Source organism: Azospirillum sp. TSH58 (genome assembly GCF_003119115.1).
Lineage (GTDB): Bacteria > Pseudomonadota > Alphaproteobacteria > Azospirillales > Azospirillaceae > Azospirillum.
On sequence record NZ_CP022367.1, the window covers coordinates 506874 to 521692 of the forward strand.

At 66.3% G+C, this 14819-nt stretch carries 11 protein-coding genes and 3 pseudogenes; 6 read left to right on the top strand and 8 right to left on the bottom strand.

Going from position 1 to position 14819, the window contains the following annotated elements; all coding sequences use genetic code 11:
• Positions 1-17: 17 nt before the first annotated feature.
• The 4 genes from TSH58p_RS23880 to TSH58p_RS23895 all read right to left on the bottom strand — a co-directional run bounded on the left by TSH58p_RS23880 (position 18) and on the right by TSH58p_RS23895 (position 3835).
• Positions 18-1694 carry a Hint domain-containing protein gene (locus tag TSH58p_RS23880; protein ID WP_146205840.1) on the bottom strand — a complete coding sequence of 559 codons (1677 nt, stop codon included), beginning with the start codon at positions 1692-1694 and terminating at the stop codon, positions 18-20.
• A 384-nt stretch (positions 1695-2078) separates the two neighbouring features.
• Positions 2079-2333, bottom strand: coding sequence for a transposase (locus tag TSH58p_RS34725; protein ID WP_109069096.1), 255 nt, complete (start codon positions 2331-2333; stop codon positions 2079-2081).
• 352 nt (positions 2334-2685) lie between these two features.
• Positions 2686-3453 (bottom strand): bifunctional 2-polyprenyl-6-hydroxyphenol methylase/3-demethylubiquinol 3-O-methyltransferase UbiG, encoded by a 768-nt coding sequence (locus tag TSH58p_RS23890; RefSeq protein WP_109069097.1) that lies wholly within the window; start codon positions 3451-3453, stop codon positions 2686-2688.
• A gap of 127 nt (positions 3454-3580) precedes the next feature.
• Positions 3581-3835 carry a DUF4167 domain-containing protein gene (locus TSH58p_RS23895; protein WP_109469467.1) on the bottom strand — a complete coding sequence of 85 codons (255 nt, stop codon included), beginning with the start codon at positions 3833-3835 and terminating at the stop codon, positions 3581-3583.
• A 292-nt stretch (positions 3836-4127) separates the two neighbouring features.
• Here TSH58p_RS23895 and TSH58p_RS23900 point away from each other — a divergent pair, with 292 nt between their 5' ends.
• From TSH58p_RS23900 to istB, 3 genes are all read left to right on the top strand, one after another.
• On the top strand, positions 4128-5153 hold the full coding sequence (locus TSH58p_RS23900; RefSeq protein ID WP_109469468.1) for an IS110 family transposase: 1026 nt from the start codon (positions 4128-4130) through the stop codon (positions 5151-5153).
• A 62-nt stretch (positions 5154-5215) separates the two neighbouring features.
• A complete protein-coding gene (istA, locus tag TSH58p_RS23905; protein WP_109469469.1) occupies positions 5216-6739 on the top strand; it encodes an IS21 family transposase in 1524 nt (507 codons plus the stop codon).
• Positions 6726-7457, top strand: a complete 732-nt coding sequence (gene istB, locus TSH58p_RS23910; protein WP_109469470.1) for an IS21-like element helper ATPase IstB — start codon at positions 6726-6728, stop codon at positions 7455-7457. Before istA ends, istB begins: the two co-directional genes overlap by 14 nt.
• Positions 7458-7824: 367 nt before the next feature.
• Here istB and TSH58p_RS23915 read toward each other — a convergent pair whose 3' ends face one another.
• Complete coding sequence (locus tag TSH58p_RS23915) at positions 7825-8502, bottom strand: transposase (RefSeq protein ID WP_109469471.1); 678 nt, start codon at positions 8500-8502, stop codon at positions 7825-7827.
• 275 nt (positions 8503-8777) lie between these two features.
• Between TSH58p_RS23915 and TSH58p_RS34255 the strand changes: the two are divergent.
• The 3 genes and pseudogenes from TSH58p_RS34255 to TSH58p_RS23935 form a co-directional block, all read left to right on the top strand.
• Positions 8778-8918, top strand: a pseudogene (locus TSH58p_RS34255) (transposase); the annotation flags it as partial.
• A 197-nt stretch (positions 8919-9115) separates the two neighbouring features.
• Positions 9116-9520, top strand: coding sequence for an IS66 family insertion sequence element accessory protein TnpB (gene tnpB, locus TSH58p_RS23930; protein WP_204165729.1), 405 nt, complete (start codon positions 9116-9118; stop codon positions 9518-9520).
• An 18-nt stretch (positions 9521-9538) separates the two neighbouring features.
• A pseudogene (locus TSH58p_RS23935) lies at positions 9539-11114 on the top strand (IS66 family transposase).
• Positions 11115-11137: 23 nt separating this feature from the next.
• Here the strand turns inward: TSH58p_RS23935 and TSH58p_RS23940 are convergent.
• The 3 genes and pseudogenes from TSH58p_RS23940 to TSH58p_RS23950 all read right to left on the bottom strand — a co-directional run.
• Positions 11138-11746, bottom strand: a pseudogene (locus TSH58p_RS23940) (transposase); the annotation flags it as partial.
• A 319-nt stretch (positions 11747-12065) separates the two neighbouring features.
• Complete coding sequence (locus tag TSH58p_RS23945; RefSeq protein WP_109469475.1) at positions 12066-13670, bottom strand: MFS transporter; 1605 nt, start codon at positions 13668-13670, stop codon at positions 12066-12068.
• A complete protein-coding gene (locus tag TSH58p_RS23950) occupies positions 13667-14779 on the bottom strand; it encodes an HlyD family secretion protein (protein WP_109469476.1) in 1113 nt (370 codons plus the stop codon). Before TSH58p_RS23950 ends, TSH58p_RS23945 begins: the two co-directional genes overlap by 4 nt.
• Positions 14780-14819: the final 40 nt, after the last annotated feature.

The following is a 14819-nucleotide window of genomic DNA, read 5'->3' on the forward strand; positions in this document are numbered from 1 at the left end:
GATGCGGTGAGCCTGGATCAGGCCGACGCCACCCGGTCGGCCACCCAGCTGTCGAAATCCACATGCAGGCTTTCCGGCAGCTTGGCCCGGACGGCGCGGTCGTCCTGGGCGGCGTCCCGCAGAAGCTGGACCTGGATCTGGTAGTCGCCGACCACGATGCCGTTGGCGATCATGGTCGTCGGCCCTTCCCCCTCGGGAACGAGCCACAGGTTGAACAGGCCGCCGTTGGTCTGGGTCTCCTGGCGGGTGGCGGTCACCGTCGTCGTGCCGTCGCGGGTCAGCACCGTGTCGCCGACCGCCAGCGCCCCCGCCTGGACCGTGCCGGCCGGCGTCACCACCGGGTGGGTGGCCGATCCGGCGAGGGTGGCGCCGTTGGCGAACTCCAGCACGGTGATCGGCCCGCTGTGCGGCTGCGCCAGGGTCGCTTGCACCGGCCGGGTTCCGTCGCCGCTGACGACGACGTCCTCGGACGTGAAGTCCTCCACCGCCTTGATCGTGCCGTCGGCGAGCGTGATCTGGGTGCCGGCGACCAGGCAGTGCCAGACAAAGACGATGGGCTTGATGAAGGCGACGCCGTCCTTCGAATCGGTGTCCGGCGACAGCGAGCTGACGATGCTCGACCAGCCCGATCCGTGCCTTTCATAGTCCTCGAAAGTCACGGTCACACGGGCGCTGAAGAAGGACTGTGTGTCCGAAGTCCAATTTTTGGAAGGGAACTCGATGGCGTCGCCCGCATCGTTGTAGGGCGGCCTCAGCAGGAACGTCAGCGTCCGCCCTTCGGGGTCGGCATCGTCGATTCGGAAGTGCGGCAGGTAGCGCGAAGCGTCGCCGCCGTTCAGTTCGGAGATGCCGCCCTCCTTGTGAGCCAGGTAGAACTCCAAGAACGGGGGGTAGATGTCGAGCGGAGCCAGCTTGTAATCGAACTTCATGCTCCCGTGCAGGGGAACAAGCAGAGGATTCGTGCCAAGATTCTGCATCTGTTGCCAATACCAATAATCGACGTCGGAAATGTTCCTTACGGGCTTCCTTTTCCCATCGTTCGGGTACCCATCGTAGCCGCGCGCCAGACCGATGACGATGTCGTTCAGGTCGCCGGTCTTGCGGTCGCTGCGGATGGCGGGATCGAAGACGACCGGGTCGCGCGACGCCTGGGAGGCCCAGGGAGCCGCCGTCGAGGACACCTCGACCGTGCCGTCCTGGTAGGTGATCGCGAAGGAAATGATGCCGGTCATCGTGCCCGTCGGCAGCGGCGGCAGGGCGGTTTCCGGGTTGGTCTCCACGAAGATCGTCTGGGTGGCGAAGCTGACCGCGACACCGGAGGCCAGCGAGGTCTTGGTGCCGCCGTTCTCGTTGACGACGTTCAGCCAGACGATGGCCTGGGCTACCGGCCGGATCCGGCTCAGGACGGCGCGGGCGGTGACCGCCTTGTTGCTCTGACTGGTCGAAATGAACTCGACATACTGGCCGTCGGTAACGCCGCTGCTCTCGGCCGCTCTGTCCGTCGCCGCGCCTCCGCTACCGATGGCCTTGAACAGCCCTGGGTAGCGCGCGGGGGTCAGCCCGCTGCGTTCGGCGTTGTCCTGCAGGAACGCCGTGTGCGCCGGATCGCCCGCCGACGGGACGTTCCCGGCCTTCAATCCCTCCAGGATGTGAACCAGCCGGTCGTTCTGGGGTTGGGTCAATGCAACGCTCATAAGTCAATCTCTCCAATCAATGATTCGTTGATTCGTGAGCAAACAAAAATCATTACTTAGGATTCAAAGGTATCGCGCGGCATAAAATCCAGAAATTTCGCGATGATTACCCATGTATGATTTTTGAAAGCTCAGGATTTATATTTGACTATACTTTGGTTTAGCGTTCAACCATGGAGGGCGCGCTGATTGCGGCAGGGACGCTTGTTGCCGGACGCCCCCCGCACAGATCCGTGCATGCAGCTTTCCCGCGTACGGCAGCCACCATGACAGTTGCGCTGAAACAGCCTCCCTGACTGTGAAACAGCGCGCGGTCGGGACCCCACAGTTTCCATTATTGTCAACGCGTTTCCGTGCCGATCGGCGTCAGAATCCCACGCCGATTCACATTTCAACCAACCTCTCGCCGGGACCGCACAGCTTCACGCCGGTGCTGTCGACGAGCAACTCCACAGCAGCTCCCGAGGAGACTGGCTCCGGCGGCAGGCGCAAGCTCCGAACGCTTCGGCTGAGGGTGGAATGGTCCGGAACGGCGCGCTCAACACCGAGCCGCTGGACGAGGGAGCCGACCAGACTTTTGATCTGGTGCAGCGGCAGCCGGAACACGGCGCGTAAAACCAGGGCGGCCGTGATTGCCAGATCCGAATAGGTCCGCTGGCCGCCGGGGGGTGGAGCGTGTTTCCGCCCGCCAGCGGACCACTGTCTCGGCCGTGAACCAAACCCTCAGGCTGCCCCACGCCCGAAGCCCCGCATCATAGTCCGCCCAGTTGCGAAGTCGATGGCGGCGCTTCAGGATGTGATGGCGACGGGACGCGTTGACTTTGAACGGCATGATCAGACCGGAACGGCAGAAAAGGGGAGGCCTACATCCGCGACGCCCTGATTTTCACAACCGGCCGCCTCACTGCAACAAGGTCTCGCCGAGCCAGGAAAGTCCGTCCTTCCCCGCCTGCGACCCCGCCCGTCGCGCAGCAGCACGCTATTTGGTATCTCACCTCCCCGTAGGCCGGCGCGCTTCAAAGCTGATGATGTCGTCGTCTTTCTGCGGTGCTTGTCCATGCTGGTAGTTACCGGACACGACCACGTCCACAAACCCGGCAGCATTCAGAGCGAGTACAAATTCATTGACGCCCCACCAACGCAGTTTGAACAAGTCGAGCTCGGTCGTTGTTAGGTTTCCGCCTTGCCAGTGCTCATAGCGAAGGTGGGACAATGTAGTTTGCGCGACATAGTTGGTTTCAACTCGATGGTCGGTCAGCGTCAGCAGGTCACCATCATCGGTGGTCCACGAACGGACAGAACCCGAAGGACCCAGAAAACTCCCGATTGGATCGAGGTCGACGATCAAGCTCCCGTCGGGAAGCAAATGATCATAAAAGCGCTTCAACACCGCGCCGGCCGAGAGTGTGTTCGCAATCAACTGAAACGACCCTGCTGGCATGATGATAGCAGCAAAGTGCTTGTCATAGGCAAAAGTCTCGAATGTCTGCTGCGTCAGGCTGACGGTGAGCTTTCGCTTTCGGCACTCGTCTTGGCAATATTCGAGCATCTCGGCGGATGCATCGAAGCCCTCGACTGAAAACCCGGCTTCGATAAGGGGCACGAGAAGGCGGCCATTGCCGACGGCAGGCTCCAGAATGGGGCCACGACGGCACTGTTCAAGACGCTGCCGATAGTACTCCTGATCCCCAAATGAGCGGCCTATTGGCTTGTCGAGATGATAGACCCAGGAGGCAAGTTTTCCGTACCGATTTATCATCTCACTCCCATCTCCTCATAGTCTCGCCAGTCGAGGGCCTGAACCGCGCCGGGTTTTCCGGAGGCCATTTGGCCTCAGTCACGTCGCCACGGCCCGAGGGCACCGCTCAAGGTGGATCAGCGGAGCCTCAGAGATCGTTGCGGTCGTGGGCGACACGGAACCAATGCTCCGCATGTTGGCGACAGGTCTCGGCTTCGACGGCATCGCCGGACCGTTCGGCGTCGCTGGCGCGGGCAAGCCACTGGGCGTGCTTCTGCTGGGCGGAACCGTTCACCTTGGGTTGCGAGGGCGCCGGGGTCCCCTGCGCGGCGTGCCGTTGGACCGCTTTACCGAACCGTGGCTGCCGACGGGATCGATCACCCGCCGGATTGTCGAAAGGCATGAACGTTGTTCCTCGGGGAGCGGTGGACCGCGATCAGGAGCGAAGGCTGATTTCCAAACGCTTTAATCCCGGCTTCCTTTCGTCACGTCGGAAAACGCTCGAAGAGCGTCAGCCACATCATTCATATCCTGCGGGAAGAACGCAATACGGCCGGCGAGCGGACCGTCGTTGATCGGCGTGGGGCGAGGAAGGGGACGCGACAAAGTGAGCTGATGTGGTGGACGGCCCTTCCACCTTCTTGAAACGGTGGCAAGCTGAGGTCGTCGAAGAAACCAGCTCAGAGGGGCCGTCCATGGTAGAGGTGGTGACGATCGGTCTGGACTTGGCGAAGAACGTTTTCCAAGTCCATGGGATTGCCGCGGATGGAAAGGTTCTGGTCTGTCGGCAACTGCGTCGAAGCGAGGTTTTGAAGTTCTTCCAGAACGTTCCGCCGTGTCTGGTCGGATTGGAGGCCTGCGGCACAGCGCATTACCGGACGCGGGAAATCGCGGCCCTGGGGCATACGGTGAAGCTGATGCCGCCCGCCTATGTCAAACCCTACGTGAAGCGGGGCAAGACCGACGCCGCCGATGCCGAGGCCATCTGCGAAGCGGTCACCCGCCCGACCATGCGTTTCGTCGCCATCAAGACGGTGGACCAGCAAGCCGCGCTGATGCTGCACAAGACCCGCGACCTGCTGGTGCGGCAGCGAACGATGCTGATCAACGGGTTGCGCGGGCACTTGGCGGAATTCGGAATCATCGCGGCCAAAGGGCCAGAAGGCGTGAAGGTGGTGACCGCAGCCCTCCATGAAGCACAGGATCGTCTGCCTGAACTGGCGCGCTTGGCGCTGCACGGCATCGTCGATCAACTTCGGCAGCTTGAGGCCGAAATCGACCGGCTGGAGAAGCGCATCCTCGCTTGGCATCGGGCCAGCGAGGTCAGCCGGCGCTTGGCGACCATTCCCGGCATTGGACCGATCACCGCAAGCACCATCGCGGCGGCCGTACCGGACGGCACGCTGTTCCGTTCCGGCCGGCAGTTCGCCGCATGGCTCGGTCTGACACCGAAAGCCCACAGCAGCGGCGGCAAGGAACGCCACGTCGGCATCAGCAAGCAGGGCGACGGCTACCTTCGGCGCTTGCTCGTCGTCGGCGCCACGGCGGTCATGCGGCTGGCCCGCAAGGACAACGCCAGCCGCAGTTGGGCGACGAAGCTGCTGGAGCGCAAACCGGCGAAGCTGGCCGCCGTGGCTCTGGCCAACAAGACCGCGCGCATCGCGTGGTGTGCATCGGCCTGCAACACTGGGCCAGTTTCAGGGGTGATCGGCGTCCAATAACCAGCCACTCCTGATCTGGCAGACTACCACCCTGGGTTCGGACGACGGGGTGGCGGACAGGGATGCTGACGGTGGAGACGATTGCACGGATACGGCGCGAGCACGCGAAGGGGAAGAGCATCCGGGCCATTGCCCGGTCGCTGAAGGTGTCGCGGGAGACGGTGACGAAATACCTGCGCTCGGGCGAGACGGCGCCGCGCTACGAGCGCCAGCACCAGCCGCTCCCAAAGTTGGCGGCGTTCCAGGAGGAGCTGGAACGGCTGATCATCGAGAATGAACGCCAGCCCGCCCGCGATCGGCTCGACTACCTGGGGATCTTCGGGCGGCTGAAGGATGCCGGGTTCCAGGGCGGGTACGACGCGGTGCGGCGCTACATCAAGCGCTTCAAGCAGCGCCAGCCGCCGTGCGGGCCGGTGGACGCCTACGTGCCGCTCACCTTTGCTCCCGCCGAGGCGTACCAGTTCGACTGGGCGGAGGAGTGGATCATCCTGGACGGGGTGACGACCAAGGTGCAGGTGGCCCATGTCCGGCTGTGCCACAGCCGCATGCCGTTCGTGGCGGCCTACCCGCGCCAGAGCCAGGAGATGGTGTTCGACGCCCATGCCCGCGCCGCGGCGTTCTACGGCGGCCTGTGCGAGCGCGGCATCTATGACAACATGAAGACGGCGGTGGACGCCCTGTTCGTCGGCAAGGAGCGCCGCTTCAACCGCCGCTTCGCCCAGATGTGCTCGCACTATCTGGTCGAGCCGGTGGCCTGCACCCCGGCTTCGGGCTGGGAGAAGGGCCAAGTCGAGAATCAGGTCGGCACCTTGCGCCAGCGGCTGTTCACGCCGCGCCTGCGCGCCAAGACGCTGGAGCAGGTGAACGACCACCTGCGCGATCAGGTGATCACCTGGGCCCAACAGACGCTGCATCCCGAGGATAAGAGCCGGACGGTGTGGGAGGTGTTCCAGGCGGAGCAGCCGGCGCTGCTTACCGTGAGCGATCCCTTCGACGGCTTCCACGAGACCACGCTCAGCGCGTCGAAGACCTGCCTGATCCACTTTGACCGCAATCGCTACAGCGTGGCCGCGGCGGCGGCGGCCGGCAAGCCGGTGCAAGTGCGGGCCTACGCGACACGGATCGTGGCGTGGTTCAACGGCGCGATCGTCGCCGAGCACCCGCGGGCCTTCGGGCACGGCCACACGCGCTACAATCCGCTGCACTACCTGCCGGTTCTCGCCCGCAAGCCGGGGGCGCTGCGCAACGGGGCGCCGTTCCGGGACTGGGAGTTGCCGCCAGCCTTGGCGAAGGTGCGGACCCGCCTGGGTCGCGGCGATGCCGCCGACCGGCAGTTCGTTGGCGTGCTCGCCGCCATCCTCACCGACGGCTTGGACGCGGTGGAAGCCGTCTGCCGCGAGGCGCTGGCGAGCGGCACGCACAGCCGGGACGTGATCCTGAACATCCTGGCCCGGCACCACGACGTCACACCGGCGCCGGCCATGGCGGTGCCGGCGGCGCTGACGCTGTCCATCGAGCCGGCCGCCGACTGCGGGCGCTACGACCGTTTGCGCGCGGTGCGGGAGGGCTGCCATGGAACGGCATGAGCTGATGGCGCTGATGGCCGAGCTCAGCCTGGCCGGCATGCGCGCCGCCTACGACGAGGTGATGAGCGACGGGCTGAAGCGGCAGCGCACCGTCCAGCAGATCCTGGGCGATCTGCTGGCGGCGGAGCGGGCGGAGAAGCAGGCGCGCTCGATCCGCTACCAGCTCGGCGCCGCCAAGCTGCCCCTGGCCAAGACGCTGGCCGAATTCGACTTCGCTGCCGGTCCCCTGAACGAGGGGCTGGTGCGCGACCTGCACGACGGCGGCTTTCTGGAAACCCAGCGCAACGCCGTGTTCATCGGGGGAACCGGCACCGGCAAGACGCACGTGTGCATCGCCATCACGGCTAACTGCGTGCGCCGCGGCGCCCGTGCCCGGTTCTTCAACGTCATCGACTTGGTGAACCGGTTGGAGGCGGAAGCCCGGGCCGGGCAGGCGGGCAAGCTCGCCGCCCAGCTGACCCGCGTTGATCTCGTGGTGCTGGACGAACTCGGCTACCTGCCGTTCTCCCAGAGTGGCGGCCAACTGCTGTTCCACGCGCTCAGCCAGTTGTACTCGCGGACCTCGCTGTTGATCACCACGAACTTGAGCTTCGCTGAATGGCCGACGGTGTTCGCCGGCGACGCCAAGATGACCACCGCCCTGCTCGACCAGCTCACGCATCACTGCGACATCCTGGAGACCGGCAACGAGAGCTGGCGCTTCAAGAACCGTTCCTGAGCGTTGTCCAGGGGGGCCCACAGGTCCCTCCCACGCGCGCCGCTGCGTCAGCCATGCGGGCACTCCGCGGCGCGCGCGGGTCCCTCCCGTGGACTCCCTGGACAACGGGCTCTGCAACCGTAAGCGTGGCTGGAAATTCGACGCCGATGCCGGCTGGAAATTCGAAGCCGATTGACAGTGCGGATTTCCCTCTTGCGCCAGAGGGGCCGTCCACACATGGTTTCTTCGACGACCTTAGCCTGGATCATTCATCAGCGTTTTGGAACGGCTGTCCGAGGGCGCGTTGATGGGTGACGCCAACGGCGCGGCATGACGGGGCTGGAGGGTTGCGGGGACAGGTTCGCTCGGGGGCACGTCACCCCGGCGGTCACGGCGGCAGCTTGACGGTGCGGGCAGCCAGCATCGCGAGGCTTTCCTGGTAGGGGAAGCTGGTCGGCAGAGACACCTTGATGCGGGTCTTCATCTCGGTGACCCGCGCCGCCACCTTGATGAGGCCGAGGCGCAGCGTGTCGAACTGCGCCTCTCGCCAGAACGACGCCTTCGGCGCCAAGCCGCGCAAGGTGTGCAGCAGCCAGTAGGCGGCGGTGTGGATGAGCAGCCGGAACTGGTTGGCGGTTGCCTTGCTGCACGACGTCCGGTCGGAGGCGAGATGCAATTTATGCGCCTTGATCCGGTTCTCCATCTGGCCGCGGGCGCAGTAGATGGTCTCGTACAGCGCCTTGGGCGTGCCCGCCAAATTGGTGACGATGAACCGGCTATCGGTGCCCTGGGCCGCCGCCTCGATCCGGGCGATGACCCGGCGCTCGACCTTCCAGGTGCGGGCGGCGTAGCGGAACTCGCCGAAGCGCCGGACCTTGTCCGCCTCGCCGGCGAGCCGGCCCATGGCGGCGTCCTCGGCCAGGTCGGTGACGCGCCCGAGCAGGACTGTGTTGCCGCCCAGGCCGAAGACGTAGCCGACGCGGTTGCGCTCACACCAGCTCATCGCCTCATGGCGGCCGTAATGTAAGCGTTGGGTGACGACACATCCGACGTGATCGGGGTTCATGAAATATTCCGCTGGTCGCAGTTCAGCGGGGTAAGAGGATGTCGGGTCAGGATCTGGAGAGCTATTGGCGTGGTCATGTCGAGGCCTGGAAGGGCAGCGGGCTGACGCTGAAAGCCTACGCTGAAGCCCATGGCATTGGACGGTGGGCTCTGGGGCGGTGGTCGCGCCGCTTTGCCGCTGCGGAGGAGGTGAGCACTCGCCGTCATAGGGATAGTCCTGGTGCTGTCCCTATGACGGCGAGCGCTCCCTTGGTGATGGAGATCGTCGAGGCGGCCCCCCGCCGGCGGTATTGGTCGCAGGCGGAGAAAGAGCAGCTGGTGGCGGAAACCTGCGAGCCGGGCGTGAGCGTGTCGCTGGTCGCCCGCCGGCGCGGGGTCGATCCCAGCCTGTTGTTCCGCTGGCGCCGCCAGATGCTCACTCCGGCCGAGCCGACGCCCATCTTCGCGCCGGTGGAGGTGGCGGACGCCACGCCGGCTCTTCCCCTCACGCCGCCAGCTCCATGCGGTGCCGGCCTGATCGAGATCGAGTTGGCCGGCGGACGGCGGCTGCGGGTCGGGCGGGATGTCGATGCCGAAGCATTGCGCCGGGTGATCAGCGTGCTGGAGCGGCCATGATGCTGTCGATCCCGGCCGGTGTGCGCATTTGCCTGGCGCTGGAGCCCTGCGACATGCGCCGCGGCTTCGACGGACTGGCCCTGCTGGTGCAGCAGGCCCTCGGCAAGGACCCGTTCTGCGGCCACCTTTACATCTTCCGAGGGAAAGGTGCCGGGCGCGTGAAAATTCTCTACGCCGATCAGAACGGCCAGTGCCTGTTCGCCAAAAGGCTGGAAAAGGGGCGATTTGTCTGGCCAACGACACGGACGCCGGGCGGCACGGTGGTGCTGACGCCGGCGGAACTGTCCCTGCTTCTGGAGGGACTGGACTGGCGTCACACCGTGTCGGCATCCAGGCCGGCCGTAGCGGGATGTATGGGGGAAAAGGTGAGGAAAACCGCGGGCTTGGCTGGCTTGGGGCCGTGATCTGCGGTACAATCGGCCATGCGCTTCGACCTCGACAACCTGCCCGCTGATCCGGCCCTGCTGCAGCAGATGGTGCGCGATTTGGCCGAGGTCGTGGAGCGCCAGAAAGCCGATCTGGCGGAGTTGGAGGCTCTGCGTCAGCAGCTCCGGCAGATGCAGCGCACCGTCTTCGGGCGCCGCTCCGAACGGCTCGATCCCGATCAGCTCGATCTCGGGTTGGAGGAGTTGGAGGCCGACATCGCCCGGGTCGAGGCCAAACTCGCTGACCCTGAACCGGAACCGTCGGCCCCTGCGGAACCACCCAGCCGTGGCCGCGAGTTGCCCGATGATCTGCCGCATCACGATCTCACGCTCGAGCCGCCCGGGCTGGAGTCCGGCGCCGGGGTTTGCCCCTGCGGCGGCGGGGCTTTGCATGAGGCCGGCGAGACGGTGGCCCGGATGATCGACTACGTGCCGGCCCAGGTGCGGGTGCTGCGCATCCGCCGGCCCAAATACGCCTGCCGCGGCTACGGCACGCTGCATCAGGCGCCGGCCCCGGAGAAGCCGATCGCCAAGGGCATGGCGACGCCGGCGATGCTGGCGCACGTCATCACCAGCCGCTACTGCGATCATCTGCCCTTCTACCGCCAGGCGCAGATCCTGGCCCGCAACGGCTTCCCCGTTGATCGCTCGGTTCTGGCGGGCTGGGCGGGACAGGCGTGCTGGTGGCTGGAGGCGCTGCATGAGGAACTGGGCAAGGCCCTGTTCGCCTCGGCCAAGCTGTTCGCCGAGCCCGCAGGGCCAGCGAAGCTACGACACGCCGATGCCGACGCTGGCGCCGGGAACCGGCCGGGTGAAGACCGGACGGCTGTGGGCCTATGCCCGCGATGACCGGCCCTGGCAGGGGCTGGACCCGCCAGCGGTGATTTACGCCTACACCAGCGATCGCAAAGGCGAACGCCCAGCCGCCCACCTGCGGGAGTTCCGCGGGGTGCTGCAGGTGGACGGTTACGCCGGGTTCGAACGGCTGGCTGCCGGCAACCGGGTCGTGCTGGCGGCGTGCTGGAGCCATGCGCGTCGACGCTTCTACGACTTGGCCGAAAACGGCTCGCCGATCGCCGCCGAGGCGTTGCGCCGCATCGCCCGGCTCTACGCGATCGAAGAGCGCATCCGCGGCCGCACGGCCGATGAGCGCCGACAACTTTGGCAAGCCGAGGCCGCTTCCCAGGTGGCGGAGCTGAAGGCGTGGCTGGAGCACGAACTTCCCCGCCTGCCGGGCCGCTCCAAGCTGGCCGAGGCGATCCGCTATGCGCTCGGTCGCTGGAAGGCGCTGTGCGTCTACCTGGGCGACGGCCGGGTGGAGATGGATACCAACACAGTGGAGCGCTGCATCAGGCCGGTAGCCCTCGGCCGGAAGAATAGCCTCTTCGCCGGCTCCGAGGGTGGTGGCCATCGCTGGGCGGTGATCGCCTCGCTGGTTGAGACCTGCAAGCTCAACGCTGTCGAACCGTTCGCCTACCTGCGCGACGTCCTGGAGCGCATGGTGAACGGCTATCCCGCCAGCCGCCTCGCCGATCTCCTCCCCTGGAACTGGAGGCCCGCCGTCAACGCCTGATCCGGTGCAATCACGCTCCGCTTACTCTTGCCGGGGCGCAGGATGACCGCCACCGGCTTGCCGGTGGTCGCCTCGTAGATGTGCATCGGCAGGAAGCAGCGCCCGTCGTAATGGGCGTGGAAGAGGGACAGTTGCTGGGCGCCGTGGACGCGGTCCTCGGTGTCGTCGATGTCAAGCACGAGGCGCCGCGGCACCGTGGCGAAGCTGTCGCAGAACAGCTCCACCATGGCCGCCATCATGCGCTTGAGCGCCAGCCGGCCGGGCAGGTTCTCCAGCCGGCTGATCGTGGGTTGGGAGCACAGATCGGCGCCGCTTTCGGGCAGCCGGCTGACCGCCATTTTGAAAGCGGAATCGCTGCGCAGGGCATCGCAGTCGTTGGCATCCGGATAGCCGGCGGCGATCAGAAGCGCGCGGAATCGGATCATCTCGGCCAGCGTGTGCTGGATGCGCTCGGGAGCGCGTGTATCCTCGATGCAGTCCGCCAAGCGCTCGCAGATCCCGAGCCGCCGGTCGATCTCCGCCAGCAGCAGGATGCCGGCGTCGGAGGTGAGGCGGCCGCCATCGAAGGCGGCGTGAACCGGCTTGCCGGCAACCGGTGACAAGCCGGGCAGAACCCCGGTACTCTCGGCCATGGCGGGCGTGAACTCCGTTGATCCGTGGTGAGACTGTTTCAGCACCAGAATCATACACGAGTTCAGTGGCTTAATCTCGCGCCCGCCGCCCCAGCTTCAGCTCCGGTGAATTATCCGGGATAGCCTTTGATGGGCCGACATAGGGCCGCGAACCGCCTCGATCGCGGCGACGTCAATTTTGGTCATGCCCATCACCATCTGGAACGCGTGCTTCGCTTCCGCCCCGGGCGCTCGGCCGACCTCGAAAGCGGTCGGCCAAGCTGCCAGCACTGTGTCGACGAGCGGCGATCAACATTGAAAAGCAGCTGATGGCGCATTTCTATGATGCGCCTCGTGAACTGCGCCGAGAGCGCGCCATCGTGCGGCGAGAGAGGCCGATCTTGATGCCGACCAGCACGGGAGCGGCAATGACGAAGAGCAGGGCGACGGCGGTGAACGCCGTGTCGAAGGCGATCACCGTGGACTGACCCATCACGGTCCGGCCCAGAAGGCTCGTCGCGACCCGGCTCGCGGCCACCGCCTCCAGCCCCTTCGCCGTCAGCGTGGCTGCGGTGGTCATCAGCCGCTCGATGGGCATGGGGCCTCCCGCGGTGACGTTGGCGCCGAGGACCGCGGCGTTGGCGGGGATGTCATGGTCGATCAGAGTCTGGAGCGCCGCGACACCCATCAGGCCGCCAAGCTGGCGACCGGTGTTGAAGAGGCCGATCCCGGCCGCCAGACTCCGGCGGTCGAGGGTGCCGAAAGCGATCAGGGTGATCGACAGGAACAGCAAGCCGAGGCCCAGACCGCGCAGCAGGATCGCCGCCATCATGTCGTCAGCACCACTCTCGGCGGTCGAGCCGGACAGCATCCACATGGCGCCCGTTATGGTCAGGATGCCGAAGGGCACCGTGGCGAACGGAGGGACGCGGCGCACCTGAATCAGAAAGGCGGCCATCAGGAGCGAGCCGATGAAAAGCGCGCCGCTCGGCAACAGCAGCAGGCCGGCCTCGGTGGGCGTGAAGGCGAGGACGGACAGGGCGAACGACGGAATCAGGAACGCGCTTCCGAACAGAGCGGCGCCGGCGACGAAGCTGACGATGAAGGCGAAGGAAAAGGCGTCCGATTCGAACGGGGAGACGTCAAGCAGGCCCTGGCCCTTCGTCAACGCCTGTTGGCCGAGAAAGACCAGCAGAGCGGCTGCGCCGGTCACGGTCAGCCACACGACGCGGGGCTCCTCGAACCAGTCCCACCGGCTGCCCTGGCTGAGGACGCAGGTGATGCAGAAGAACGTGACGGCGATCAGGGCGAAGCCGAGCCCGTCAAAAGGACGAGGCGCGGTTGCGGCGGGCATCGGTCCGTCGGCGATCAGCAGAAGCCCTGCGGCTGCCAAGGCCAGTGGAACGACGCTGAAGAAGATCCAAGCCCAGGATTGGCTGTCGAGCAGCCACCCCTGAAAGGCAGGGGCGATGGTCGCGGGAGCGACCACGGCCCCCATGGCGAACAGGGATTGAAGGACCGGCTGACGGGGCTGTGGACAAGCGAGAAAAAGGATTGCCTGCCCACCCACAAGCAGGGTGCCGCCGGCGAAGCCCTGGACGGTGCGAAGGGCGACCAGCAGGGCCAGTTGATCCGTCACGGCGGCCATGCCGCACGCCATGCCCATGGCCAGGGTCGAGCCGACGACCACGCGGCGCGGAGGGATGCGGGTCATCAGCCAGGGGGCGGCCATGAAGCCGATGAGCTTGAGCGTGGTGTATGCGATGTCCAGCCAAGCGAACTCGTCGGGGGTCGCGTGGGTGTCGCCCATGATGTCGCCGCGCCCGAGCGACAGGACAGTGCCGGCGACCGCCTCCGTCAGTGTGGCGAGCAGGATGCCGGCGACGAGGAGGATTTCGGCCGCAGCCCCGTTGCGGCCCGGCGTGGCGGTAGGGGCGGTGGTCATTGGTCGCCTCGCTGGACGATCTCGACACGCGCCGACAGGCCGGGCACGAGGCGGCCGGGCAACGGGTTGTCGACAAGCCGGATCTTCACCGGTACGCGCTGGACGACGCGAACGAAGTTCCCGGTCGCGTTGTCCGCGGGCAGTAGACTGAAGGCGGACCCGCTGCCGGGTGCAAGGCTGTCGACCACGCCGTCAAGCGTCCCGTCCGGATAACCATCGACGGTGACGCGGGCGCGTTGGCCGGGCCGGATGTGTTCGAGCTGGGTTTCCTTGTAGTTCGCCACCACCCACACATCGTTGACCGGAACGATGTCGAGCAGTGAGGCGCCCGGCGCGACGAAGCGGCCGACGCGGACCTGGCGGTTGCCGACGGCGCCGCCGACCGGCGCGCGCACCACGGTGCTCTCGAGATCGATCTGGGCGAGGTCGCGCGCGGCCTGGGCCTGCGCCAGGGCGGCAACGGCCGCGTCGCGTTGCGCGGCAAGGATGGCGATGCGTTGCTGTTGGGCCTCGACCGTCGCGGAGGCGGCCGACAGGCCCGCCTCCGCTTTCAAACGCGCCGCGTCGCTTTCATCGAGGTGGGATTGGCTGACGGCGTTGCCGCGGATCAGTTCACGGCGGCGGTCGTAGGCCTTGGCCGCGAGAGTCATCTCGGCCACGGCCGACCGTCTCTGGGCTTCGGCCTGCCGGATCAGGACGTGCTGTAGCCGGGTCTCCGCATCGACGTTCGTAAGCCGGGCCTGGGCCGCCTCGACATTGGCCACCGCTTGGGCCAGCCGCGCGCGGTAATCACGGTCGTCGATCCGGAACAGGACGTCGCCGGCTCCGACGGTTTGGTTGTCCTCGACCTCGACGGCCGTGACATAGCCGGCGACCTTCGGGGCGAGCGAGGTCACGTCGCCGCGGACATAGGCATTGTCGGTCGCCGTCCCGCCGTTTGAACGGGCCCAGTTCCACCCACCCGCCGCGACCACGACGGCGCCGAGGCACAGCAGCACGCCGACCGCCCTTCTTTTGCTGGGGGGCGCCGCGGCGGCGCCGACCGCGGAGCGTTCGCCGATGACGTTCGTGCCGGCGACGACGGCCCCCCTGTTCTCGAGCGTGTCCATTCCCTCGTTCCCTGTTGGGGGTTTCCCAGCGACGCCGCTA